The sequence below is a fragment of the Agromyces sp. Y575 genome (assembly GCF_059445445.1).
On record NZ_JCAIUI010000002.1, the window covers coordinates 384,153 to 403,946 of the forward strand.

21 protein-coding genes are annotated in these 19,794 nt (G+C 68.0%); 12 read left to right on the forward strand and 9 right to left on the reverse strand.

Annotation, left to right across the window (positions count from 1 at the left end; translation table 11 throughout):
- Nucleotides 1-47 precede the first annotated feature (47 nt).
- From AC1C2U_RS07900 to AC1C2U_RS07910, 3 genes are all read right to left on the reverse strand, one after another.
- Nucleotides 48-1,598, reverse strand: coding sequence for an FAD-dependent oxidoreductase (locus AC1C2U_RS07900; RefSeq protein ID WP_495361195.1), 1,551 nt, complete (start codon nucleotides 1,596-1,598; stop codon nucleotides 48-50).
- Nucleotides 1,599-1,670: 72 nt separating this feature from the next.
- Nucleotides 1,671-1,940, reverse strand: a complete 270-nt coding sequence (locus tag AC1C2U_RS07905) for a glutaredoxin family protein (RefSeq protein ID WP_495361196.1) — start codon at nucleotides 1,938-1,940, stop codon at nucleotides 1,671-1,673.
- A gap of 173 nt (nucleotides 1,941-2,113) precedes the next feature.
- On the reverse strand, nucleotides 2,114-2,212 hold the full coding sequence (locus AC1C2U_RS07910) for a 30S ribosomal protein bS22 (protein ID WP_003792170.1): 99 nt from the start codon (nucleotides 2,210-2,212) through the stop codon (nucleotides 2,114-2,116).
- Nucleotides 2,213-2,331: 119 nt separating this feature from the next.
- Here AC1C2U_RS07910 and AC1C2U_RS07915 point away from each other — a divergent pair, with 119 nt between their 5' ends.
- Both AC1C2U_RS07915 and AC1C2U_RS07920 read left to right on the forward strand, forming a co-directional pair.
- A complete protein-coding gene (locus AC1C2U_RS07915; RefSeq protein WP_495361197.1) occupies nucleotides 2,332-2,841 on the forward strand; it encodes a GNAT family N-acetyltransferase in 510 nt (169 codons plus the stop codon).
- 51 nt (nucleotides 2,842-2,892) lie between these two features.
- Nucleotides 2,893-3,378 carry an anthrone oxygenase family protein gene (locus tag AC1C2U_RS07920; RefSeq protein ID WP_495361198.1) on the forward strand — a complete coding sequence of 162 codons (486 nt, stop codon included), beginning with the start codon at nucleotides 2,893-2,895 and terminating at the stop codon, nucleotides 3,376-3,378.
- Here AC1C2U_RS07920 and AC1C2U_RS07925 read toward each other — a convergent pair.
- Both AC1C2U_RS07925 and AC1C2U_RS07930 read right to left on the reverse strand, forming a co-directional pair.
- Nucleotides 3,362-3,499, reverse strand: coding sequence for a hypothetical protein (locus tag AC1C2U_RS07925; protein ID WP_495361199.1), 138 nt, complete (start codon nucleotides 3,497-3,499; stop codon nucleotides 3,362-3,364). The genes AC1C2U_RS07920 and AC1C2U_RS07925 overlap by 17 nt on opposite strands.
- Before the next feature lie 39 nt (nucleotides 3,500-3,538).
- Entirely contained in the window at nucleotides 3,539-3,979 is a 441-nt protein-coding gene (locus tag AC1C2U_RS07930) for an ArsR/SmtB family transcription factor (RefSeq protein WP_495361200.1), read from the reverse strand.
- 72 nt (nucleotides 3,980-4,051) lie between these two features.
- Between AC1C2U_RS07930 and AC1C2U_RS07935 the strand changes: the two genes are divergently transcribed.
- Nucleotides 4,052-5,494, forward strand: a complete 1,443-nt coding sequence (locus tag AC1C2U_RS07935) for a TrkH family potassium uptake protein (protein ID WP_495361201.1) — start codon at nucleotides 4,052-4,054, stop codon at nucleotides 5,492-5,494.
- Nucleotides 5,487-6,155, forward strand: a complete 669-nt coding sequence (locus AC1C2U_RS07940; RefSeq protein WP_495361202.1) for a potassium channel family protein — start codon at nucleotides 5,487-5,489, stop codon at nucleotides 6,153-6,155. Before AC1C2U_RS07935 ends, AC1C2U_RS07940 begins: the two co-directional genes overlap by 8 nt.
- 40 nt (nucleotides 6,156-6,195) lie before the next feature.
- Here AC1C2U_RS07940 and AC1C2U_RS07945 read toward each other — a convergent pair whose 3' ends face one another.
- On the reverse strand, nucleotides 6,196-6,591 hold the full coding sequence (locus AC1C2U_RS07945) for a hypothetical protein (RefSeq protein ID WP_495361203.1): 396 nt from the start codon (nucleotides 6,589-6,591) through the stop codon (nucleotides 6,196-6,198).
- A gap of 453 nt (nucleotides 6,592-7,044) precedes the next feature.
- On the opposite strand from AC1C2U_RS07945, the gene AC1C2U_RS07950 reads away from it, so the two are divergent.
- The 7 genes from AC1C2U_RS07950 (at nucleotide 7,045) to AC1C2U_RS07980 (ending at nucleotide 15,725) form a co-directional block, all read left to right on the forward strand.
- The gene (locus tag AC1C2U_RS07950; protein WP_495361204.1) at nucleotides 7,045-7,326 is read left to right on the forward strand and encodes a GIY-YIG nuclease family protein; all 282 of its coding nucleotides are present in this window, start codon (nucleotides 7,045-7,047) and stop codon (nucleotides 7,324-7,326) included.
- Nucleotides 7,327-7,768: 442 nt separating this feature from the next.
- Nucleotides 7,769-7,858: a potassium-transporting ATPase subunit F gene (locus AC1C2U_RS07955; protein WP_022891167.1), complete on the forward strand. Its 90-nt coding sequence runs from the start codon at nucleotides 7,769-7,771 to the stop codon at nucleotides 7,856-7,858.
- Entirely contained in the window at nucleotides 7,858-9,531 is a 1,674-nt protein-coding gene (gene kdpA / locus AC1C2U_RS07960) for a potassium-transporting ATPase subunit KdpA (protein ID WP_495361205.1), read from the forward strand. Before AC1C2U_RS07955 ends, kdpA begins: the two co-directional genes overlap by 1 nt.
- Nucleotide 9,532: 1 nt before the next feature.
- A complete protein-coding gene (kdpB, locus tag AC1C2U_RS07965) occupies nucleotides 9,533-11,791 on the forward strand; it encodes a potassium-transporting ATPase subunit KdpB (protein ID WP_495361206.1) in 2,259 nt (752 codons plus the stop codon).
- A 126-nt stretch (nucleotides 11,792-11,917) separates the two neighbouring features.
- A complete protein-coding gene (kdpC, locus tag AC1C2U_RS07970; RefSeq protein WP_495361207.1) occupies nucleotides 11,918-12,523 on the forward strand; it encodes a potassium-transporting ATPase subunit KdpC in 606 nt (201 codons plus the stop codon).
- Nucleotides 12,524-12,537: 14 nt separating this feature from the next.
- On the forward strand, nucleotides 12,538-15,030 hold the full coding sequence (locus AC1C2U_RS07975; RefSeq protein ID WP_495361208.1) for an ATP-binding protein: 2,493 nt from the start codon (nucleotides 12,538-12,540) through the stop codon (nucleotides 15,028-15,030).
- Nucleotides 15,027-15,725, forward strand: a complete 699-nt coding sequence (locus tag AC1C2U_RS07980) for a response regulator (protein WP_495361209.1) — start codon at nucleotides 15,027-15,029, stop codon at nucleotides 15,723-15,725. Before AC1C2U_RS07975 ends, AC1C2U_RS07980 begins: the two co-directional genes overlap by 4 nt.
- A gap of 270 nt (nucleotides 15,726-15,995) precedes the next feature.
- Here the strand turns inward: AC1C2U_RS07980 and AC1C2U_RS07985 are convergent, their stop codons facing one another.
- The 3 genes from AC1C2U_RS07985 to AC1C2U_RS07995 all read right to left on the reverse strand — a co-directional run bounded on the left by AC1C2U_RS07985 (nucleotide 15,996) and on the right by AC1C2U_RS07995 (nucleotide 18,513).
- Nucleotides 15,996-17,528: a DUF222 domain-containing protein gene (locus AC1C2U_RS07985; protein WP_495361210.1), complete on the reverse strand. Its 1,533-nt coding sequence runs from the start codon at nucleotides 17,526-17,528 to the stop codon at nucleotides 15,996-15,998.
- A gap of 79 nt (nucleotides 17,529-17,607) precedes the next feature.
- Nucleotides 17,608-17,871: a hypothetical protein gene (locus tag AC1C2U_RS07990; RefSeq protein WP_495361211.1), complete on the reverse strand. Its 264-nt coding sequence runs from the start codon at nucleotides 17,869-17,871 to the stop codon at nucleotides 17,608-17,610.
- Between the two features lie 66 nt (nucleotides 17,872-17,937).
- Nucleotides 17,938-18,513: a DUF402 domain-containing protein gene (locus AC1C2U_RS07995; RefSeq protein ID WP_495361212.1), complete on the reverse strand. Its 576-nt coding sequence runs from the start codon at nucleotides 18,511-18,513 to the stop codon at nucleotides 17,938-17,940.
- A gap of 105 nt (nucleotides 18,514-18,618) precedes the next feature.
- Between AC1C2U_RS07995 and rlmC the strand changes: the two genes are divergently transcribed.
- The gene (gene rlmC / locus AC1C2U_RS08000) at nucleotides 18,619-19,743 is read left to right on the forward strand and encodes a 23S rRNA (uracil(747)-C(5))-methyltransferase RlmC (RefSeq protein WP_495361213.1); all 1,125 of its coding nucleotides are present in this window, start codon (nucleotides 18,619-18,621) and stop codon (nucleotides 19,741-19,743) included.
- The last annotated feature ends 51 nt before the right edge of the window (nucleotides 19,744-19,794 follow it).

The window sequence follows — 19,794 nt, forward strand, 5'->3', positions numbered from 1 at the left end:
CAATGGCGAGACAGTGAACCATCGGCGCCACGTGGATGACACGACGGTCAGAGCTGGCCGTCGGGCCGCACGGTCGAACGCAGGTCCCGAGTGGCTGGACCCTCGATGAGCCGGCCGGATGCTTCGAAGCGCGAGCCGTGCAAGGGGCAGTCCCACGTGTGCTCGGCGTCGTTCCACCGCACGACGCCGCCGAGGTGCGTGCAGATGGCCCGCACCGCGCACGTCTGCCCATCGACCGTCGACACCCCGACGGGCACTCCGCCGCGCGAGGCCACGACCCCCGCGCCTTCGGGCGGCCGCCGCACCGGTGACGCGTGCGCCTCCGCATGCGCCCATCCGGCGGCGAGTTCGCGCGCGACCTTCGCGTTCTCCGAGATCCCCCGTCCGAGATCGGCGGGCATGGTCGGCCGGCTGCCGAGCGTGCGAATCCACGGCCGATGCTCGTGCCACGGCTCGCCGAGGATCTCGGCGGAGATGCGCAGCGCAGCCGCCACTCCGTTCGTCAGCCCCCACTTCGCGTAGCCCGTCGCGAGCCAGACGCGACCGCGACCGCGAGGCATCCACCCGGCGAAGGGAATGAGATTCAGCGATTCGTAGTCCTGCGCCGACCAGCGGTGGGTGAGCTCGGCACCGGGAAAGTGGCGCTGCGTCCACTGCACCAGATCGTCGACGCGTGCGGCCGCCGACTCGACGCGCCCGACCGGGTGCTCGTTGCCGCTGACGATGAGCTGCAGCCCCGCGGCGCCGGACTCCGGATGCGTCGGCGCTGTTCGCACCGAGCGTGTCGGCGCATCGACGGAGAGGAACAGCCCGGGCGGCGGCGGATCCCCGACGCGGAACGAGGCGATGTACGAGCGCGAGTGCCGCGTCTTCGCGAAGTAGAGTCCTCGGTCGAGGATGGGCGTCGCGGTGGCGACGACGACGTCGCGAGCCCGCAGCGCGCCGTCGTCGGTCTCGAGTACGACGGGATCCGACGCGTGCACGTCACGCACCCGCACACCGGTCATGAGCACGCCTCCGGCCTCGACGAACGCGCGAGCCAGCTCGAGCACGAGCCGGTACGGGTCCAAGGCGAGCTGCCCCTCGAGGGCGACCGCCCCGGCGAACGGGAACTGCACCGGCATCCGTTCGATCATCTCGACCGGCAGCCCGGCTTCGCGCGCCGCATCGAACTCGGCGAGCACCGTCTTCAGACCACGCTCCGACTGCGCATAGCTGTAAGCCGGTTCGGTGGCGAACGGCAGGTCACGTTCTCCGACGAATTCGGCGATCCAAGCCTGCCCATCGAGGTTCGCCTGGACGTACGCCCGCGTGACCATCGCCGAGTGCGAACGGCGGATGCGCTGCAGCCTCGCGCCCTGCAGCACGCTGGCCTTGCCCGTGTTGGCACCCGACGCGAGCGCCGCGACCTCCGTCGCCTCGACGACCACCACGGTTCGGCCGGTGCGCTGGAGCATGAGCGCGGTCGAGAGGCCCGTGATGCCGGCGCCGACGACCGCCACGTCGACGGTCCCGGCTGGAATCGACCGGCCGGATGTGAGCGCCGTCGGCTCGGCGTCTGCGCCTGCGTGCGCCGCGGCCTTCCAGTAGGAGGTCATGCTGCCAGTCAAGTCCCGGTGGGGTGGCCCCGCAACGGGCTTGACTGATCCCCGAATGACGGTAGGGGCTGTTCAGTCCGCGAGCAGCGCCGTCTTCAGTCGCACCGGGTCGATGTGCCAGTAGTTGTGCACGACGCCGTCGATGAGCAGCACCGGGATGTCCTCGGCGTACCGGGCCCGCAACCCCTCGTCGTCGAGAATGGAAAGCTCATCGAGGTTGATGCGGGACGCGGCATCCATTGGCTCGATCTCGGCCATCACGCCCTGCACGACCACTCGTGCGTCGTCGCACAGGTGGCAGCCGGGCTTGCCGATGAGCGTGAGTTGGATGTCGCGAGCCATGCTTCGATCGTATGGCCACCCGACTCTGTTCCCTGAGCTTGTCGAAGGGAGCGTGCGCTTCGACAAGCTCAGCGAACGACAAGCTCAGCGAACGACAAGCTCAGCGAGCTCCCTCCGGGTACAGCGAAAAGCGCCAGGCCTCGGGCCTGACGCTCAGCCTGTATTGCGAAGGACTACTTCTTGTTGCGACGCTGGTGACGCGTCTTGCGAAGCAGTTTGCGGTGCTTCTTCTTCGCCATGCGCTTGCGGCGCTTCTTGATGACGGAACCCATCAGAACCTCACAGAAAAGATCAATTCGGTCGCGCGTGCCGCGGCCGGTGGCCAGAAAGCCTCGGGGGTAGTCTACCGGATCCGCGCGGCCGCCCTCGCCCGATGAGTTAGCGTCGAGGGATGCCGCACCACGACATCGTCATTCGCACCACCCGGGAATCCGACTGGCAGGCCGTGCGAGCGCTGCGTCTCGAGATGCTGCGCGACTACCCGTTGGCCTACGGCGAGACGCTCGCGTCGGCCCTCGACGTCGAGGAGTCGGTCTGGCGGCTTCGCGCTGCCCGAGGCACGACGGCGGGCCAGACTTCGATCGTCGCGATCGACGGCGAGCGCTGGATCGGGCACATGGGCGGCTACATTCCGGATGCCACATCGGGTCCGTTGCTCGTCGGCGTGTACGTCGCTCCCGACCACCGGGGCGACGCCGCGGGCGTCTCACGCCAGCTCCTCGACGCGGTCGAGGACTGGGCGCGCGGCTTCAGCGACACCCTTCGGCTCGAGGTGCACGAAGACAACCCCAGGGCGATCCGGTTCTACGAGAAGCTCGGGTTCACTCGTACCGGCCGCAGCCGCGAATACGATCTGGAGCCCGGCGGTCTCGAGCTCGAGATGATCAAGCCGCTGCGATGACGCCCGCCTGCAGGTTGAGCCTGCCGAAACCCACTACGCCAGACTGACGACATGGAATTCGTCGACATCTTGCTCATCATCGCGATCGTCGGCACCGGCCTCGTCGCCGGCGTCTTCTTCGCGTTCTCGGGTTTCGTCACGCAGGGCATCGACCGCCTGCCAGCTGCAGATGCCGCGAGGGCCATGCGCGAGATCAACGTGACCGCGGTGCGGGCCCCGCTCATGCTCGCGATCTTCGGCACAGCCCTCGTCGCGGCGGTGCTCGCCGTGCTCGCCTTCCTCAGCGAGCCCGAGGGCACCGCGTGGTGGTCGATCGCCGGCGCTGCCCTCTACCTCGTCGGCGTCGTGGGCGTCACGGGCGGCGCGAACGTGCCGCGCAACAACCGGCTTGCTGCGCCATCCGAGTCGGATGCCGCGGCGCTCGCGGCGGCATGGCAGGCGTTCCGCCCCGGGTGGCTCGCGTGGAATCACGTGCGCACGTTCACCGCGACTGCCGCATGCCTCGCGTTCGTGCTGGCCCTCACCCCCGCAGGATGAGCTTCTGCGGGTCGAGCTTCTGCGGGTTGAGCTTCTGCGGGTCGAGCTTCTGCGGGTCGAGCTTCTGCGGGTCGAGCTTCTGCGGGTTGAGCTTCTGCGGGTTGAGCTTGTCGAAACCCACTCAGCAGGCGGGTTTCGACGAGCTCAACCCGCGTGCGCCTCAGCGGCGCTTCTTCGGGCCGACGACCGCGGTGACCTGATGAGCGGTCTCGGCGAACGCCTTGCCGATGGCGGCCGCGAACGCGAACTGCTCGGTGTTCAGCGGCTCGTCGTCGTGCGCCCCGACGCCCGCGAGTGTGGCAGCGTCAGCCGCGGCATCCGTCGACACGAATGGAATCAGCCAGTCTTCGAGTGCCTCCAGCGGCGTGCGGTCGAGCTTGTAGTACCGGTGCTGGCCCTCTTCGCGCACCGCCACGAGACCCGACTCGCGCAGCACCTTCAGGTGCTTGGAAACCGTCGGCTGACTCGCGCCGAGCGCGGTCACGATCTCGGACACACTGATCTCGCCGCCCGAAGATGGCACCGCGCCTTCGCGCTCGAGGAGAACGGCGAGGATGTCGCGCCGCGTCGAGTCCGCCACCACGTCGAAGATGTCCGCCATGCCCCAAGGCTAGTCACTCACGGCGGGGAGTACCATGACTCACGCGTTCGGTGACGGCACAGAGGGGGCTTGATGCGCGCACAGCCGATAGGCCGTCTTGGTCGTGTCGACCGCCGGTCTGCTCTCGGCAAGGTACGCGACGCGGTCGACGGGCTCATGAAGCACTCCCCGTCGCGATTCGCGATTCTCATCTTCGCGGCCCTCATCGTCGTGTTCACCGTGTTGTTCTCGCTCCCGATCGCGAGCGCCGACCGCCAGATCACGCCGTTGCACGATGCCGTGTTCACCGCGGTGTCGGTCATCTGCGTCACGGGCCTCACGACCGTCGACATGGCCACGCACTGGTCGCCGTTCGGCAACGCACTCGTGTTCATCGGCGTCAACATCGGCGGCGTCGGCGTGCTGACCCTCGCGTCGATCCTTGGCCTCGTCATCTCTCGGCGGCTGGGCCTCCGGGCCAAGCTCATCGCCGCGAGCGACTCGAACCCGTCGCGCATCCACGTCGGCCCGGTCTCCGAACGGCAGGCCGTGCGCCTCGGCGAGGTCGGCGGGCTGCTCGCGACGGTCGCCATCAGCGCCTTCGTCATCGAAGTGATGATCGCAATCGGCATGATCCCGAGCATGCTCGCTGCGGGATACGACGCCTGGCACTCGTTCTGGTACAGCCTCTACTACTCGGCCATGGCGTTCACGAACACGGGGTTCAACCCGAACCCCGGCGGTCTCGATCCGCTCATCGGCGACTACTGGTTCCAATCGCTCCTGATGCTGGGCGTCTTCCTCGGCAGCCTCGGGTTCCCCGTGATCTTCGCGCTGGCCCGGGCCTGGCGGCATCCGCATCGCTGGAGCGTGCACGTCAAGCTCACGCTCACGACGACCACGATCCTCTTCGTGCTGGGCGCAGCGATGTTCCTACTGCTCGAATACGGCAATCCCAAGACCTACGGGCAGCTCGACGCCGGACCGACGGTCTTCCAATCGTTCTTCATGTCGATGATGACGAGATCGGGCGGATTCTCGACGATCAACATGCACGACCTCAACGGGTCGAGCCTGCTCGTCTCCGACATGCTCATGTTCATCGGTGGCGGATCGGCATCGACCGCCGGCGGCATCAAGGTCACGACGCTCGCCGTGCTCTTCCTCGCCGCATTCGCCGAGGCGAGGGGCGCGCCCTCGATGGAGGCGTTCGGCCGGCGCATCCCGCGCGACATGCTGCGATTGTCGGTCAGCGTCGTGCTCTGGGGTGCGACGATCGTGGCCGTCTCCTCGATCGCGATCCTGCAGATCACGAAGCAGCCGTTCGACTACGTGCTGTTCGACGTCATCTCGGCGTTCGCCACGTGCGGCCTGTCGACCGGGCTCACGGCCGAGCTGCCGCCAGAGGGCGTTTACGTCATGGCGGCCACGATGTTCATGGGGCGGGTTGGTACAGTGACACTCGCCGCAGCCCTGGCGGCGAGCCAGCGCCGGCAGTTGTTCAAGCGTCCGGAAGAGAGGCCCATCGTTGGTTGATCGAATCAGGCACGACGCCCCAGTGCTCGTGATCGGCCTCGGCCGGTTCGGAGCCGCCACCGCGGGCCAGCTCGACCGGCTCGGCCGCGAGGTGCTCGCCGTCGACGAGAGCGAAGCGCTCGTGCAGAAGTGGTCGGAGCGGGTGACGCACGCCGTCGTCGCCGATGCGAGGTCGATCGATGCGCTGAAGCAGATCGGCGCGCAGGACTTCTCGATCGCGGTGTGCGCGGTCGGGTCGTCGATCGAGGCATCCGTGCTCATCACGGCGAACCTCGTCGACCTGAAGATCCCGCAGATCTGGGCGAAGGCGATCTCGGCCTCGCACGGCAAGATCCTGCAGCGCATCGGCGCGAATCATGTGATCTATCCCGAGCGCGAAGCGGGCGAACGCACGGCGCATCTCGTGAGCGGGCGCATGCTCGACTTCATCGAGTTCGACGACGACTTCGCGCTCGTGAAGATGTACCCGCCGAAACCGATCCGCGGCAAGAACCTCACCGAGTCTGGTGTGCGTTCGAAGCACCGGGTGACGGTCGTCGGCGTGAAGAGCCCCGGAAAGCCGTTCACGTACGCGACCGAGAACACCGTGGTCTCCAACCACGACCTCATCATCGTGTCGGGTACCGAAGGCGACATCGAGCGGTTCGCAGCGCTGGAATAGCTCGAGGCGACGACCGGGATGCCCCGCCTCGGGACGCTCGTCAGCCGACGAACATCAGCACGAGGCCGATGACCGCGGCGAGCGCGGCGATGCCGATGAGCACGATGCCGACGATGCGGAGCACCCGGCGACCCATCGGCGGCTCGTGGAGTCGCAGCCGATACGGCTCCCGCTCCTTGTAGTAGGCCGGCTCCTCGTCTGGGCGGGTCACGTGCGCCCGCTCCTCGGCGCTGAGCGTCCGCGACTGGAAGCCGTCGTCGGTGAACCACCGTACGACACTGCCCTCATCGCCGTCGACGACGACCGCCTCGGTGCGCAGCCAGCGCCCATCGGCGAGGCGGATGAGCAGGGCGAGCAGCAAGAAGACGAGCCCCGCGGCGAGCGCGAACCATCCGATCACCTCGACGATGAGCGAGACGACTTCTGCAGCACTCATGAGGCAACGCTACTGCTCCGGAGCAGGCTGATCCCGCAGCTCGGTTCTGCGGGTTGAGCCTGCCGAAACCACAGTCTGCGGGTCGAGCCTGCCGAAACCACAGTCTGCGGGTCGAGCCTGCCGAAACCACAGTCTGCGGGTTGAGCCTGCCGAAACCACAGTCTGCGGGTCGAGCCCGCCGAAACCACACTCTGCGGGTTGAGCCTGCCGAAACCACAGCCTGCGGGTTGAGCCTGCCGAAACCACACTCTGCGGGTTGAGCCTGCCGAAACCACACTCTGCGGGTTGAGCCTGCCGAAACCACACTCTGCGGGTTGAGCCTGCCGAAACCACAGTCTGCGGGTTGAGCCTGCCGAAACCCATCACGCCTCAACACCAGTATTCGACGGCGCGTCCCCCACCGGTGCGCACTCGCCGATCGAATCGACCCGCCTCGGATGACACCATCGGGGCATGCCTTTCATGTACATCCTCGAGTGCGCCGACGCCAGCTACTACGTCGGCAGCACTCGTGGTCTCGAGCACCGGCTCGAGCAGCACACCGCCGGCGTAGTGCCGTCGTACACGAGCACGCGCCTTCCCGTGCGATTGGCCTACGTCGAAGAATGGGCGCACATGCACGAGGCCTATGCGCGTGAGAAGCAGGTGCAAGGGTGGAGCCGGGCGAAGCGACGTGCGCTCATCGACGGACGGATGGACGATCTGCCTGGGTTGAGTCGTCGGCGAGAGGGCTGAGGGTCTGGGTTTCGACAGGCTCAACCCGCAGAACACAACGTCAGGTTTCGACAGGCTCAACCCGCAGAACACAACGTCAGGTTTCGACAGGCTCAACCCGCAGAACATGGGTTTCGACAGGCTCAACCCACAGAACATGGGTTTCGACAGGCTCAACCCGCACGACGAGGGTTTCGACAGGCTCAACCCGCACGACGGGCGTGAGGGGAGTGTAGGGATGCCGCGGGCGGGCGTTAGGGATCCATGAGGATCGGCCCCGCGGCATCCGCTCGGGTGTTGCATCGTCTCTGCCGGTTGAGCGGGTCGAAACCTGCCCGCACGCCGCGCCCGCGGCACGCGGAACTCCCGAACCTGGAGTCTTCGTGCTCGACGTCGTCTACCTTCTCGGCATCATCGCCGTGTTCGTACTCGTCGGCCTCATCGCCAGGGGGGTCGAGAAGCTGTGATCTTCTTCGAACTCCTCGCTGCCGCGTTGGGTGTCGCCGCTGTGGTGTACCTCGTGTACGCCCTCGTGAAACCTGAGCGGTTCTGATGGCCGTGCTGTTCGCCGTGCTGCAGGCGGCCACCCTCGCCCTGATCCTCGCGCTCATCTACCGCCCACTCGGCGACTACATGGCGCGCCTCTACTCGAGCGACCGCGACTGGAAGGTCGAACGAGGCCTCTACCGCCTCATCGGCATCGATCCGCGCGCCGAGCAGTCGTGGCCCGCATACCTCCGCGGCGTGCTCGCGTTCTCGGTCATCGGACTGTTGTTCGTCTACGTGCTGCAGCGCGCCCAGGCCGTGCTGCCGTACTCGCTCGGCCTGCCAGCCGTTCCCGAGGGCCTGTCGTTCAACACCGCGGCGTCGTTCGTCGCGAACACGAACTGGCAGTCGTACTCTCCCGAGCTCACGATGGGCTACACCGTGCAGCTCGCCGGCCTCGCGGTGCAGAACTTCGTTTCGGCCGCCGTCGGCATCGCCGTGGCGATCGCCCTAGTACGGGGCTTCGCCCGTCGCGGCTCGGGCACGATCGGCAACTTCTGGGTCGACCTGTTCCGTGGCTCGTTCCGCTTGCTGCTACCGCTCTCGGTGGTCGGCGCGATCGTGCTCGTCATCGGCGGCGTCGCGGCGAACTTCAACGGCTTCACCGAGATCACGACGCTCGCCGGCAACCCGCAGAACCTGCCCGGTGGCCCGGTCGCCTCGCAAGAGGTCATCAAGCTGCTCGGCACCAACGGCGGCGGCTTCTTCAACGTGAACTCCGCCCACCCGTTCGAGAACCCGACCGCCTGGACGAGCCTCTTCCAGAACGTGCTCATGCTCGCGATCCCATTCGCGCTGCCGCGCACCTTCGGCAGGATGGTCGGCTCGAACAAGCAGGGCTACGCGATCCTCGCGGTCATGGCGACGCTCTTCGTGGTCTCGCTCACCGCACTCAGCGCGCTCGAGGCGGCCGGTAACGGCACTGCCCCCGAACTCGCCGGCGGCGCACTCGAGGGTAAGGAAGCACGCTTCGGCATCTTCGGTTCCACGCTGTTCGGTTCGACCTCGACACTCACCTCGACGGGCGCCGTCAACTCGATGCACGACTCGTTCACCGCGATCGGCGGCATGATGCCGATGCTCAACATGATGCTCGGCGAGGTCGCCCCCGGCGGCGTCGGTTCGGGTCTCTACGGCATGCTCATGCTCGCGGTCATCACCGTGTTCATCGCGGGCTTGCTCGTCGGCCGCACACCCGAGTATCTCGGCAAGAAGATCGGCCCGCGCGAGATCAAGCTCGCGAGTCTCTACATCCTCGTCACGCCGACGCTCGTGCTCGTGGGCACCGCACTCTCGTTCGCGATCCCCGCGATCCGGGCCGACGTCGAAGCGACGTCGATCTGGAACCCGGGCATCCACGGCATGAGCGAAGTGCTCTACGCCTTCACGAGCGCCTCGAACAACAACGGCTCGGCCTTCGCCGGACTCACGGCGAACACGCCCTGGTTCAACACGGCGCTCGGTGTCGCGATGCTGCTCGGCCGGTTCATCCCGATCGTATTCGTGCTCGCACTCGCCGGATCCCTCGCGGCACAGGACAAGGTGCCCGCGACCGCCGGCACCCTCCCCACCCACCGGCCGCAGTTCGTCGGCCTCCTGGTCGGTGTGACGGTCATCGTGACCGCCCTCACCTTCTTCCCCGTTCTCACGCTGGGTCCCCTGGCGGAAGGGCTGAACTGACATGTCCACCATCACCTCCCCGACGTTCCCTGAGCCCGTCGAAGGGCCTGAGCCCGTCGATGGAACCGCTTCGGCAAGCTCAGCGAGCGATACCAGCTCAGCACACGTGACGAGCTCAGCGAGCGACAAGCCGAAGGGCGCGTTCAGTGCGGCCCAGTTGCTCGCCGCCGTGCCCGGCGCGTTCCGCAAGCTGGACCCTCGTCAGATGTGGCGGAACCCCGTCATGTTCATCGTCGAGGTGGGCGCCGCCCTCACCACGGTGCTCGCGATCGCCGAGCCGCTGCTCGGCGGGCCGGGATCTTCGGGCGGCACCGCCGTGCCGCTCACCTTCACCTGGGGCATCGCCGTCTGGCTCTGGCTCACCGTGCTCTTCGCGAATCTCGCGGAGTCGGTCGCCGAGGGCCGCGGCAAGGCGCAGGCCGACACACTGCGGCAGACCCGCACGTCGACGACCGCGCGACTCATCTCGAACTACGACGCGGCGACGGATGCCTCGGCAGAGCGCGCCTCGATCAGCGACGTCTCCTCGGCCGACCTCACGCTCGGCGACACGGTCGTCGTGACGGCGGGCGAGCTGATCCCGGGCGACGGCGACATCGTCTGGGGCATCGCCTCCGTCGACGAGTCCGCCATCACGGGTGAGTCGGCGCCGGTCGTGCGTGAATCAGGAGGGGACCGCTCGGCCGTCACGGGTGGCACCCGGGTGCTCTCAGACCGCATCGTCGTGCGCATCACCTCGAAGCCGGGCGAGACCTTCGTCGACCGCATGATCGCGCTCGTCGAGGGCGCCTCACGCCAGAAGACGCCGAACGAGATCGCGCTGAACATCCTGCTCGCGAGCCTGTCGATCATCTTCGTGGTCGTCACGCTCACGCTCAACCCGATCGCCTCGTACGCGGCGACCACGGCCTCGATCCCGGTGCTCGTCGCCCTGCTCGTCTGCCTGATCCCGACGACGATCGGCGCACTGCTCTCGGCGATCGGCATCGCCGGCATGGACCGGCTCGTGCAGCGCAACGTGCTCGCGATGTCGGGCCGTGCCGTCGAAGCGGCCGGCGACGTGACGACGCTCCTGCTCGACAAGACCGGCACGATCACGTACGGCAACCGTCGTGCCAGCGAGTTCGTGCCGATGCCGGGCGTGCCGATCTCCGAACTGGAGCGTTCGGCGGCGCTGTCGTCGCTCGCCGACCCGACCCCCGAGGGTTCGTCGATCGTCGAGCTCGCGGCGGAGCGCGGCATCCGCTTCGACCCTTCGACAGGCGCAGGGAACACAGCAGGCGAGGTCGTGCCGTTCACGGCGCAGACCCGCATGTCGGGGCTCGACCTGCCCGACGGGTCGAGCATCCGCAAAGGTGCCGGCTCCGCGGTGATCGCCTGGGTCGAGGCATCCGGTCGCATTCCCTTGACAACCCTCGATGAGCTGGAGCAGCGGGTCGAGGCGATCTCGAACAGTGGCGGTACCCCGCTCGTCGTCGCCCTTCGACAGGCTCAGGGACCGAACGGAGAAGACGGCGAGGCGCGCATCCTGGGCGTCGTGCACCTCAAGGACATCGTCAAGGACGGGCTCACCGAACGGTTCGCCGAGCTCCGTGCGATGGGCATCCGCACCGTGATGATCACGGGTGACAACCCGCTCACCGCGAAGGCCATCGCGGCCGAGGCCGGCGTCGACGACTACCTCGCAGAAGCCACCCCCGAAGACAAGATGGCGCTCATCAAGCGGGAGCAAGCGGGCGGCAACCTCGTCGCGATGACCGGCGACGGCACGAACGACGCCCCTGCGCTCGCGCAGGCCGACGTCGGTGTGGCGATGAACACGGGCACGTCGGCCGCGAAAGAGGCCGGCAACATGGTCGACCTCGACTCCGACCCGACGAAGCTCATCGAGATCGTGCGCATCGGCAAGCAATTGCTCATCACCCGCGGCGCACTCACGACGTTCTCGATCGCCAACGACCTCGCGAAGTACTTCGCGATCATCCCGGCGATGTTCGCCGGGATCTTCCCGGGGCTCGCGGTGCTGAACATCATGCAGCTGCACTCCCCCGCCTCGGCCATCCTGTCGGCGATCATCTTCAACGCCCTCGTGATCGTCGTGCTCATCCCACTCGCGCTGCGCGGCGTGAAGTACAAGCCGGGCGGAGCCTCCGCGATCCTGAGCCGCAACTTGCTCGTCTACGGCCTCGGCGGCATCATCGCCCCCTTCATCGGCATCAAGCTGATCGATCTCGTCGTCAGCCTCATTCCCGGGTTCTAGGCCCGGGTTCCAACCCATCCGCTGGTCGAGTAGCGAGCGCAGCGAGCGTATCGAGGCCCGGCACTCGGTCTCGATACGGCCCTGGCGGGCCCACTCGACCAGCGAGAACTTCGAAAGGACAACACCATGAGCTCCACTCGCACCACGGTCCGCACCCACTGGGTGGCGGTTCGCGCGATGCTCATCTTCACCGCCGTGCTCGGCGTGGCCTACACGCTCGTCGTCACGGGCATCGGCCAGCTCGTACTGCCGGCACAGGCGAACGGCTCGCAAGTCACAGTCGACGGTGAAGTCGTCGGCTCGAGCCTGATCGGCCAGTCCTTCGCGGATGCCGACGGCGAGCCTCTGCCCGAATGGTTCCAGTCGCGTCCGTCGGCCGCCGGTGACGGCTACGACGGTGGCGCCTCGAGCGGCAGCAACTGGGGACCCGAGAACGCCGACCTGATCGCCGCGATCGGCGACCGAAAGGCCCAGATCGCCGCGTTCAACGGAGTCTCCGAAGCGGATGTCCCTGCCGACGCGGTGACCGCCTCGGCCTCGGGTCTCGACCCGCACATCAGCCCGGAGTACGCCCGCCTCCAGGTGGCGCGCGTGGCCGAGGCGCGCGACCTCACCGAAGCCGACGTCGAGGCGCTCGTGGAGTCTAGGATTCAGGCACGGGACCTCGGTTACCTGGGCGAACCGACCGTGAACGTGCTGCAGCTGAACCTCGCGCTAGCCGAGCTCGGCTGAGGAGGGCTGAACGCATGAGACGGGGGCGGTTGCGAGTGCTCCTCGGCGCCGCTCCCGGCGTCGGCAAGACGTACACGATGCTCGAAGAGGGCAAGCGTCTCGCCGCCGAGGGCAACGACGTCGTCGTGGCGTTCGTGGAGACCCACGGGCGCCGCGCGACGGCTTCGATGGTCGAGGGACTCGAGGTCGTCCCCCGCCACACCGTGACGCACCGCGGCATGGCACTCACCGAGATGGACCTCGACGCCGTGCTCGCGCGCAAGCCCGGGATCGCGCTCGTCGACGAGTTCGCCCACACCAACGCCCCCGGCTCGCGCCACGCGAAACGCTGGCAAGACGTCGATGAGCTGCTCGACGCCGGCATCGACGTCATCTCGACCGTCAACACGCAGCACATCGAATCGCTCGGCGACGTCGTGCTGCAGATCACCGGCGTACCGCAGCGCGAGACGATCCCCGACCAGGTGCTGCGCGGCGCCGACCAGATCGAAGTCGTCGACCTCGCTCCGCAAGCGCTTCGCGACCGCCTCTCGAGCGGCCTCGTCTACCCAGCCGAGCGCATCGATGCGGCACTCTCCAACTACTTCCGGCTCGGTAATCTGACCGCGCTGCGGGAGCTCGCGCTGCTTTGGCTCGCCGACGAGGTCGACTCCGCGCTGAAGGCCTACCGCGCCGAGCATGGCATCGACCGCAAGTGGGAGGCGCGCGAGCGCGTCGTCGTCGCCCTCACCGGCGGCCCCGAGGGTGAGACGCTCCTGCGGCGCGGTGCCCGCATCGCCTCGCGCTCATCGGGCGGGGTGCTCATCGCCGTGCACGTCACGAATCCGGACGGCATGCGGGCGCGGCATCCGGGCGCCCTCGATGCGCAGCGCACGCTCGTCGAACAGCTCGGCGGCACCTTCCATCAGGTCGTCGGCGAAGATGTGCCGCAAGCGCTCGTCGAGTTCGCGAGATCAGCGGATGCCACGCAGCTGGTGATCGGCGTCAGCCGCAGGTCTCGGCTCGCCGCCGCCTTCTCGAGTCCGGGCATCGGTGCGACGGTCATCCGAGAGTCGGGTGACATCGATGTGCACATCGTCACCCACGCGGCTGCCGGCTCCGGCATCTCGCTGCCGAAGCTCGGCGGCGCGCTCAGCCGCAAGCGGCTCGTCGTCGGCTTCGTCGTGGCGCTCGTCGCCGGCCCGCTGCTCAGCTGGCTGCTCGCGACCTTCCACACCGAGACGTCCATCACGAGCGACGTGCTCGCCTTCCAACTGCTCGTCATCGTCGTCGCCCTCATCGGTGGCATCTGGCCGGGGCTGTTCGCGGCGGTGCTGTCGGGAATCACCCTGAACGCGCTGTTCGTCGAGCCGCGGTTCACCCTGACGATCCACGACCCGCGGCAGTTGCTCGCCCTACTCTTCTACGTCGCGAACGCCCTGCTGGTGAGCTACGTCGTCGACCAGGCTGCGAGACGAACGCGCATCGCCCGGCGAGCAGCCGCCGAGTCGCAGCTGCTCGCCTCCATCGCCGGCAGCGTGCTGCGCGGTGAAGACGCCCTGCAGGCCATGGTCACTCGCACCCGCGAGGCGTTCGGCCTCACCGGAGTGCGCCTGCTCGTCGACGGTGAGACGAGGGTCGCCGATGGCGAGCCGGCCCGCGACGACCGGGTCACGAACGTGCCGGTCGGCACACGCGGCGTGCTCGAACTGCATGGCCAGGACCTCGAGGCATCCGAACGCCGCCTGCTGCAGGTCATCGCCTCGCAGATCGACGCCGCGATCGAGCACGGCGCGCTGTCTACCGCGGCGTCGGCGGCGACGGCGCTCGCCGAGACCGACAGGGTGCGCTCGGCGCTCCTCGCCGCGGTCGGCCACGACCTGCGGCGACCGCTCACCTCGGCGTCGGCCGCGGTGAGCGCCCTGCACTCGAGGGAGGTCGATCTGCCGGCCGCCGAGCGCGACGAGCTGCTCGCGACCGCGTCCGAGAGCCTCGACGCCCTCGCCGAACTCGTCACGAACCTGCTCGACGTGAGCCGCGTGCAGGCCGGCGCGCTCGCCGTCATGCTCGCCCCGACCGAGGTCGCCGATGTCGTCTTCCCGGCGCTCGATGAGCTCGCACTCGGCCCCGGCGAGGTTGAACTCGATCTCGCCGACGGGCTCGAACCGGTGCTCGCCGACGGCGTGCTGCTGCAGCGGGTCGTCGTGAACCTGCTCGCGAACGCCGTGCGGCACAGTCCGCCCGGCGAGCGTGTGCGCGTCGCGGCGAGCTCGTTCCAGGGCCGCACCGAACTGCGGGTCGTCGACCGCGGACCGGGCATCCCGACCGAACGCCGCGACGAGGTGTTCACGCCGTTCCAACGGCTCGGCGACACCGACAACGACTCTGGCCTCGGCCTCGGCCTCGCCCTGTCAAAGGGGTTCGTCGAGGGAATGGACGGCACACTGGAAGTCGACGACACCCCCGGCGGCGGCCTCACCATGGTCGTCACCCTGCCGTCGGCACCGACCACCGAGGAGGCGCGATGAGGATCCTCCTCGCCGACGACGACGCCCAGCTGCAACGCGCCCTCCGCATCACGCTCGCCGCGCGCGGCTACGACGTCATCGCCGCACGTGACGGTGCCGAGGCGATCGATCTCGCGGCGAACGCCCACCCTGATCTCATCCTTCTCGATCTCGGCATGCCGAAGGTCGACGGCATCGACGTGATCCGCGCCGTGCGCGCGTGGTCGAAGGTGCCGATTCTCGTGCTCTCGGGCCGCACCGACTCGGCCGAGAAGGTCGACGCGCTCGACGCCGGCGCCGACGACTACGTGACGAAGCCCTTCGCCATGGACGAGCTGCTCGCCCGCATCCGCGCCCGTGCACGGTCGACCACCGGCGAGGCGGATGCCGCGGCGTTCACCATCGGGGCGCTCACCGTCGACCTCGCCGCGAAGACCATCAGGTCGACGGATGCGTCGGGGCGCGCGACATCCGTACGCCTCACGCCGACGGAGTGGCGCCTGCTCGAGCTGTTCCTCATGAACCCGGGCAAACTGCTCACCAGACAGATGCTGCTGAGCGAGGTGTGGGGGCCGTTCCACGCGAACGACGCCGGCTACCTGCGCCTCTACGTCGCCCAACTGCGACGCAAGCTGGAGCCGACACCGTCGGAGCCGCGCTTCTTCTTCACGGAGCCCGGCATGGGCTATCGCTTCGAGCCGGGCGCCGCTGGTTGAGCCTGCCGCAGGCCGCCTGCTGAGCCTGGCGAATCCGCGCCAGGTTTCGGCGCGCTCAACCGACAAACCTCGGCACCCACCGGCTTCGGCACGCTCAACCGACAGACCTCGACATCCACCGGCTTCGGCACGCTCAACCGACAGACCTCGACATCCACCGGGTTCGGCACGCTCAACCGACAGACCTCGACATCCACCGGCTTCGGCACGCTCAACCCATAGCTTTCGACCCGCGCAACCGGCCACCGGCCGCTCGCTCTGACCGTGCGTTCAGGCTGCAGCGACCCGAGGGGCTGGCGAGGCATCGGCCCAGTCAACCGGCAATCGTCGATTACCGGGGCGTGGTCGCTGCTGCGGGTCGATGTACACCGGAGGCGTGAACCACGTCTGCGCGTCGCGGATGGTGATGATCCAGCCGTCGTCATGGACGCGGTGGTGGTGATGCGAGCACAGCATGATGCCGTTCTCGATGTCGGTGCGGCCTCGATGCCGCTTCCACCACCGGATGTGGTGCGCCTGCGCGTGCGAGGGCGGCCGCTCGCACGCGGGCCAAGCACAGCCGCCGTCACGTTCGACGAGTGCGATCTTCTGCGCCGAGGTGAAGAGGCGGGCGGCACGGCCGAGCTCGAGTGGATCGCTGCGGTTGCCGAGCAACAGGGGGCTGACTCCCGCTGAAAGCGCCAGTTCACGCGCGGTCGCGACCGATACCGGTTGGTCGATGCCGTCAATGGTGGCGTGCCCTCGCCCCGACCCCAACGCCTGAGCTGAGACGCGGGCGACGACCGTGACCTGGCGAAGCGTCGCGGGCGCGTTCTTCGCCCCGAGCGACAGGCGAGCGATGTCGGCCAATGCGTCGGCATTCATCTGGGCGATCGTCCGTTGCTCATCGAAGATCGGGTCGACACCGTCGACACCGTCGGCATCTGTCGTCTCGTCGGCAGCAGTCGCATCGCCGGCAGCCGTCGTATCGTCGGCATTCTTTGCACGGTCGAAATGGTCGCGCTCACCGGGGCCGGCAACGAACCCGCGTTTCGCATCGCGGGCCCGGCGGAGCTCGGCACCGACGAGCGCTTCGATGGCGAGTTTGACTGGCGCGCCGTTGGCCGGATCGAATGCGCCCTGCAGTTGGATCATGCCGGCGCGATCCTCCCAGATGCGAAGCCCACGGTTCGCACGCAACTCGTCTTCTCTCGGCTTCACGCCGTCGGGGTCGAGTCGTGCCTGCAGCTGCTTGATGAGTCGCACGAGACCGTCGACGCCGACGAGCGGGGCCCGCTCCACGAGAAACCGCTCGGCCTCGTCGAGTTCGGCTCGATCGGTACGAAGTGCGACGCCATCGAGGAATCGACGAATCGTCTCTGCGGCATCGACGCACACTTCGCCGGCATCGAGCCCAACGGCCAGATGCGGATGCCGAGCCGGGAGGGTCTCACCCGTGAACGATGCTCGCGATGCGGTGGCCTCACCGACAGCCACGAGTTTCGCGGCGTCGCTGTAGCGGCCGCCGGTGACCGTCGCGATCAGCCGCGCGGGAGATGAGTACCCGTGCCGGCGAGCAACGTCGTCGTCACCGCCACTGCGCGACCGAGCGGCGAGTTCGGCAGCGCACTTGGCCTGCAACGCTTGTACACGGCGTGCCAGCTCGGCCAGCGATTCGGTCACGCGCACCAGGCCGTCGCCACTCATGACCCGAACATCGACCCCGGATTCGGTCGACTCGCCCAGCAACGCGCCGGCCCAGATGCCATCGGCCTCAGCGCACGCCGACCGCAACTCGGTGAGTGCGGCGGTCGTTGCTGGCATGCCTCATTCTATCGCAGATTCAGACAGGAATGGAAGATGTATTCGATTGAATTCACGCTTGAATCTCATCTTTTCGGATCTATATTCGAATGAAGCGTTTGCTCCGATTTGGAGATTCGGAGATCCCGGCGACGCGGGCGATCCCGGCTGCCGGGCAGCGCGGCAATTCGAGCGATCCTGCGATCCTGCGATCCGAGCGATCCGAGCGATCCTGCGATCCGCCATTCCACGATCCTGCGATCCGCCACTCCGCCAATCCGCCAATCCAGCAATCCGCCACTCCGCCATTCCGCCATTCCTGCGATCCTGCGATCCTGCGATCCTGCGATCCTGCGATCGCCATTCCATGATCCTGCAATCCGAGCGATCCGCAGATCTGCAGATCCAGGCGACCGCGAGGTCAAAAGAATCACACGAGCCGCTCAAGCCGCTCGAGCCACGCTGCGGCAGTCGCCCCGTCGAACGGCGGCTCGCGTCGCTGCACCGCCTCCAGCACAGCGTCGGCGTCGGCTCGCACCCGCACCAGCAGTTCGGACGGGTACCCGAATTCCACCGCGTGCTCCGCGAACTCGTCTTCGTCGTCGATGAACGCTGGCTCCCCCGCACGCTCGACGACGTCGAGATCGAGATCGACGTACGACACCGTCCAGACCGTCGAGCCCGAGGCATCCGCTCGCCACTCGGAAATCGTGGCGAGGTCGACGTAGATACCGAGCCCGCGCGGATGGCCCGCGTTGAACCCGGCCGCCCAGCCGGCGCGCGGGAAGAGCGAAACCGATTCCCAGGTCGCGGTGAACGCGTCTCCAGGCCGCGCGAACCGCGTGCCCGCCGGAAAACCGACCCAGTCGCCGTGCGCGTCGGCACCGAGCCAGAGTCCGTCGAACTCCCAGTGCGGCCGGCCGTCCCACTTGGACGCGCGAACGCGAACACGCGCGGGTGCGCCGGGTGCGCCGGAGGCGCCGGGGCGGACGTCAGCTGTACTCACGCGACCACCGTATCCGCGTCCGCACGCGCCGTCGCTCGAGACGGTCGACACCCGCAGGTTTCGACAAGCTCAACCCACAGCGGCCACCCGCCTACGCTGGAACCCGTGGACTGCTCCTACTTCGACGCCGGGCGCTGCACCTCGTGCTCGCTCATGGGACAGCCCTACGAACGGCAGCTCGCCGACAAGCAGCGGCACGCCGACGACCTCCTGAAGACGCACGCCGAGTTCGACTGGCTGCCACCTGTCGCGAGTCGCGAGGGCGGCTACCGCAACAAGGCGAAGATGGTGATCGCCGGCACGACGGACGCCCCGACGATCGGCATCCTCGATACCGACGGCCACGGCATCGACCTCGAGGCGTGCGGCATCTGCTCCCCCGGGCATCGCGCCGCGTTCCCCGTGATCTCGGCATTCATCACGCGCGCGAGGCTCACTCCCTACGACGTGCCGACCCGCACGGGCGAGCTGAAGCACTTGATCCTCACCGAGTCGCCCGACGGTGAGCTCATGATCCGCTTCGTCGTGCGCTCGACCGAACCGGTGGGCCGCATCCGCAAGCACCTGCCGTGGCTCCTCGCCGAGCTGCCGAACGCCCGCGTCGTGACGGCGAACGTGCTGCCCGAGCACAAGGCCGTGCTCGAGGGCGACCACGAGATCGTCTTCACCGAGGCCTCCACGCTGCCGATGCGCCTGAACGACGTGACGATGCACCTGCGCCCGCAGAGCTTCTTCCAGACGAACACCGAGATCGCCGAAGCGCTCTACGTCGAGGCGCGCAACTGGGTGCGCGGGCTCGCCCCTGACTCGGCCTGGGACCTCTACTCGGGCGTCGGCGGCTTCGCGCTGCACATCGCGGATGCCGCCACATCCGTCACCGGCATCGAGACGAGTGTCGAGGCGGTCGCGAGCGCCGAGCTCAGCCGAACGGATGCCGCGCTCTCACGAGTGCGGTTCGAAGCCGGCGACGCCACGGCCTTCGCGCTCGGCGCCGAGACGCCACCCGATCTCGTGATCGTGAACCCGCCCCGGCGGGGCATCGGCCGTGAGCTGAGCGGATGGCTCGAGGCATCCGCTGTTCGTCATGTGCTGTATTCGAGCTGCAACGCCGCCTCGCTCGCGCGCGATCTCGAGGCGATGCCGTCGCTGCGACCGGTGCGCGGTCGCGTCTTCGACATGTTCCCGCAGACGACGCACTTCGAGGTGATGGTGCTGCTCGAGCGCGCTTGAGCGGCTGCGCATGGGAGGGGCCTCCCATCCGGTGCAGGCCCCCTCCCATGC

Coding starts and splice junctions, on each gene's coding strand:
- AC1C2U_RS07910 (WP_003792170.1), bottom strand. CDS start 2,212: ATGGGTTCCGTCATCAAGAAGCGCCGCAAGCGCATGGCGAAGAAGAAG.
- AC1C2U_RS07945 (WP_495361203.1), bottom strand. CDS start 6,591: ATGAGTGCTGCAGAAGTCGTCTCGCTCATCGTCGAGGTGATCGGATGG.
- AC1C2U_RS07930 (WP_495361200.1), bottom strand. CDS start 3,979: ATGGCGGACATCTTCGACGTGGTGGCGGACTCGACGCGGCGCGACATC.
- kdpC (WP_495361207.1), top strand. CDS start 11,918: ATGAGCTCCACTCGCACCACGGTCCGCACCCACTGGGTGGCGGTTCGC.
- AC1C2U_RS07915 (WP_495361197.1), top strand. CDS start 2,332: ATGCCGCACCACGACATCGTCATTCGCACCACCCGGGAATCCGACTGG.
- AC1C2U_RS07990 (WP_495361211.1), bottom strand. CDS start 17,871: ATGGCGATCGCAGGATCGCAGGATCGCAGGATCGCAGGATCGCAGGAA.
- AC1C2U_RS07920 (WP_495361198.1), top strand. CDS start 2,893: ATGGAATTCGTCGACATCTTGCTCATCATCGCGATCGTCGGCACCGGC.
- AC1C2U_RS07980 (WP_495361209.1), top strand. CDS start 15,027: ATGAGGATCCTCCTCGCCGACGACGACGCCCAGCTGCAACGCGCCCTC.
- kdpB (WP_495361206.1), top strand. CDS start 9,533: ATGTCCACCATCACCTCCCCGACGTTCCCTGAGCCCGTCGAAGGGCCT.
- AC1C2U_RS07975 (WP_495361208.1), top strand. CDS start 12,538: ATGAGACGGGGGCGGTTGCGAGTGCTCCTCGGCGCCGCTCCCGGCGTC.
- AC1C2U_RS07985 (WP_495361210.1), bottom strand. CDS start 17,528: ATGCCAGCAACGACCGCCGCACTCACCGAGTTGCGGTCGGCGTGCGCT.
- AC1C2U_RS07935 (WP_495361201.1), top strand. CDS start 4,052: ATGCGCGCACAGCCGATAGGCCGTCTTGGTCGTGTCGACCGCCGGTCT.
- AC1C2U_RS07905 (WP_495361196.1), bottom strand. CDS start 1,940: ATGGCTCGCGACATCCAACTCACGCTCATCGGCAAGCCCGGCTGCCAC.
- AC1C2U_RS07950 (WP_495361204.1), top strand. CDS start 7,045: ATGCCTTTCATGTACATCCTCGAGTGCGCCGACGCCAGCTACTACGTC.
- AC1C2U_RS07900 (WP_495361195.1), bottom strand. CDS start 1,598: ATGACCTCCTACTGGAAGGCCGCGGCGCACGCAGGCGCAGACGCCGAG.
- kdpA (WP_495361205.1), top strand. CDS start 7,858: ATGGCCGTGCTGTTCGCCGTGCTGCAGGCGGCCACCCTCGCCCTGATC.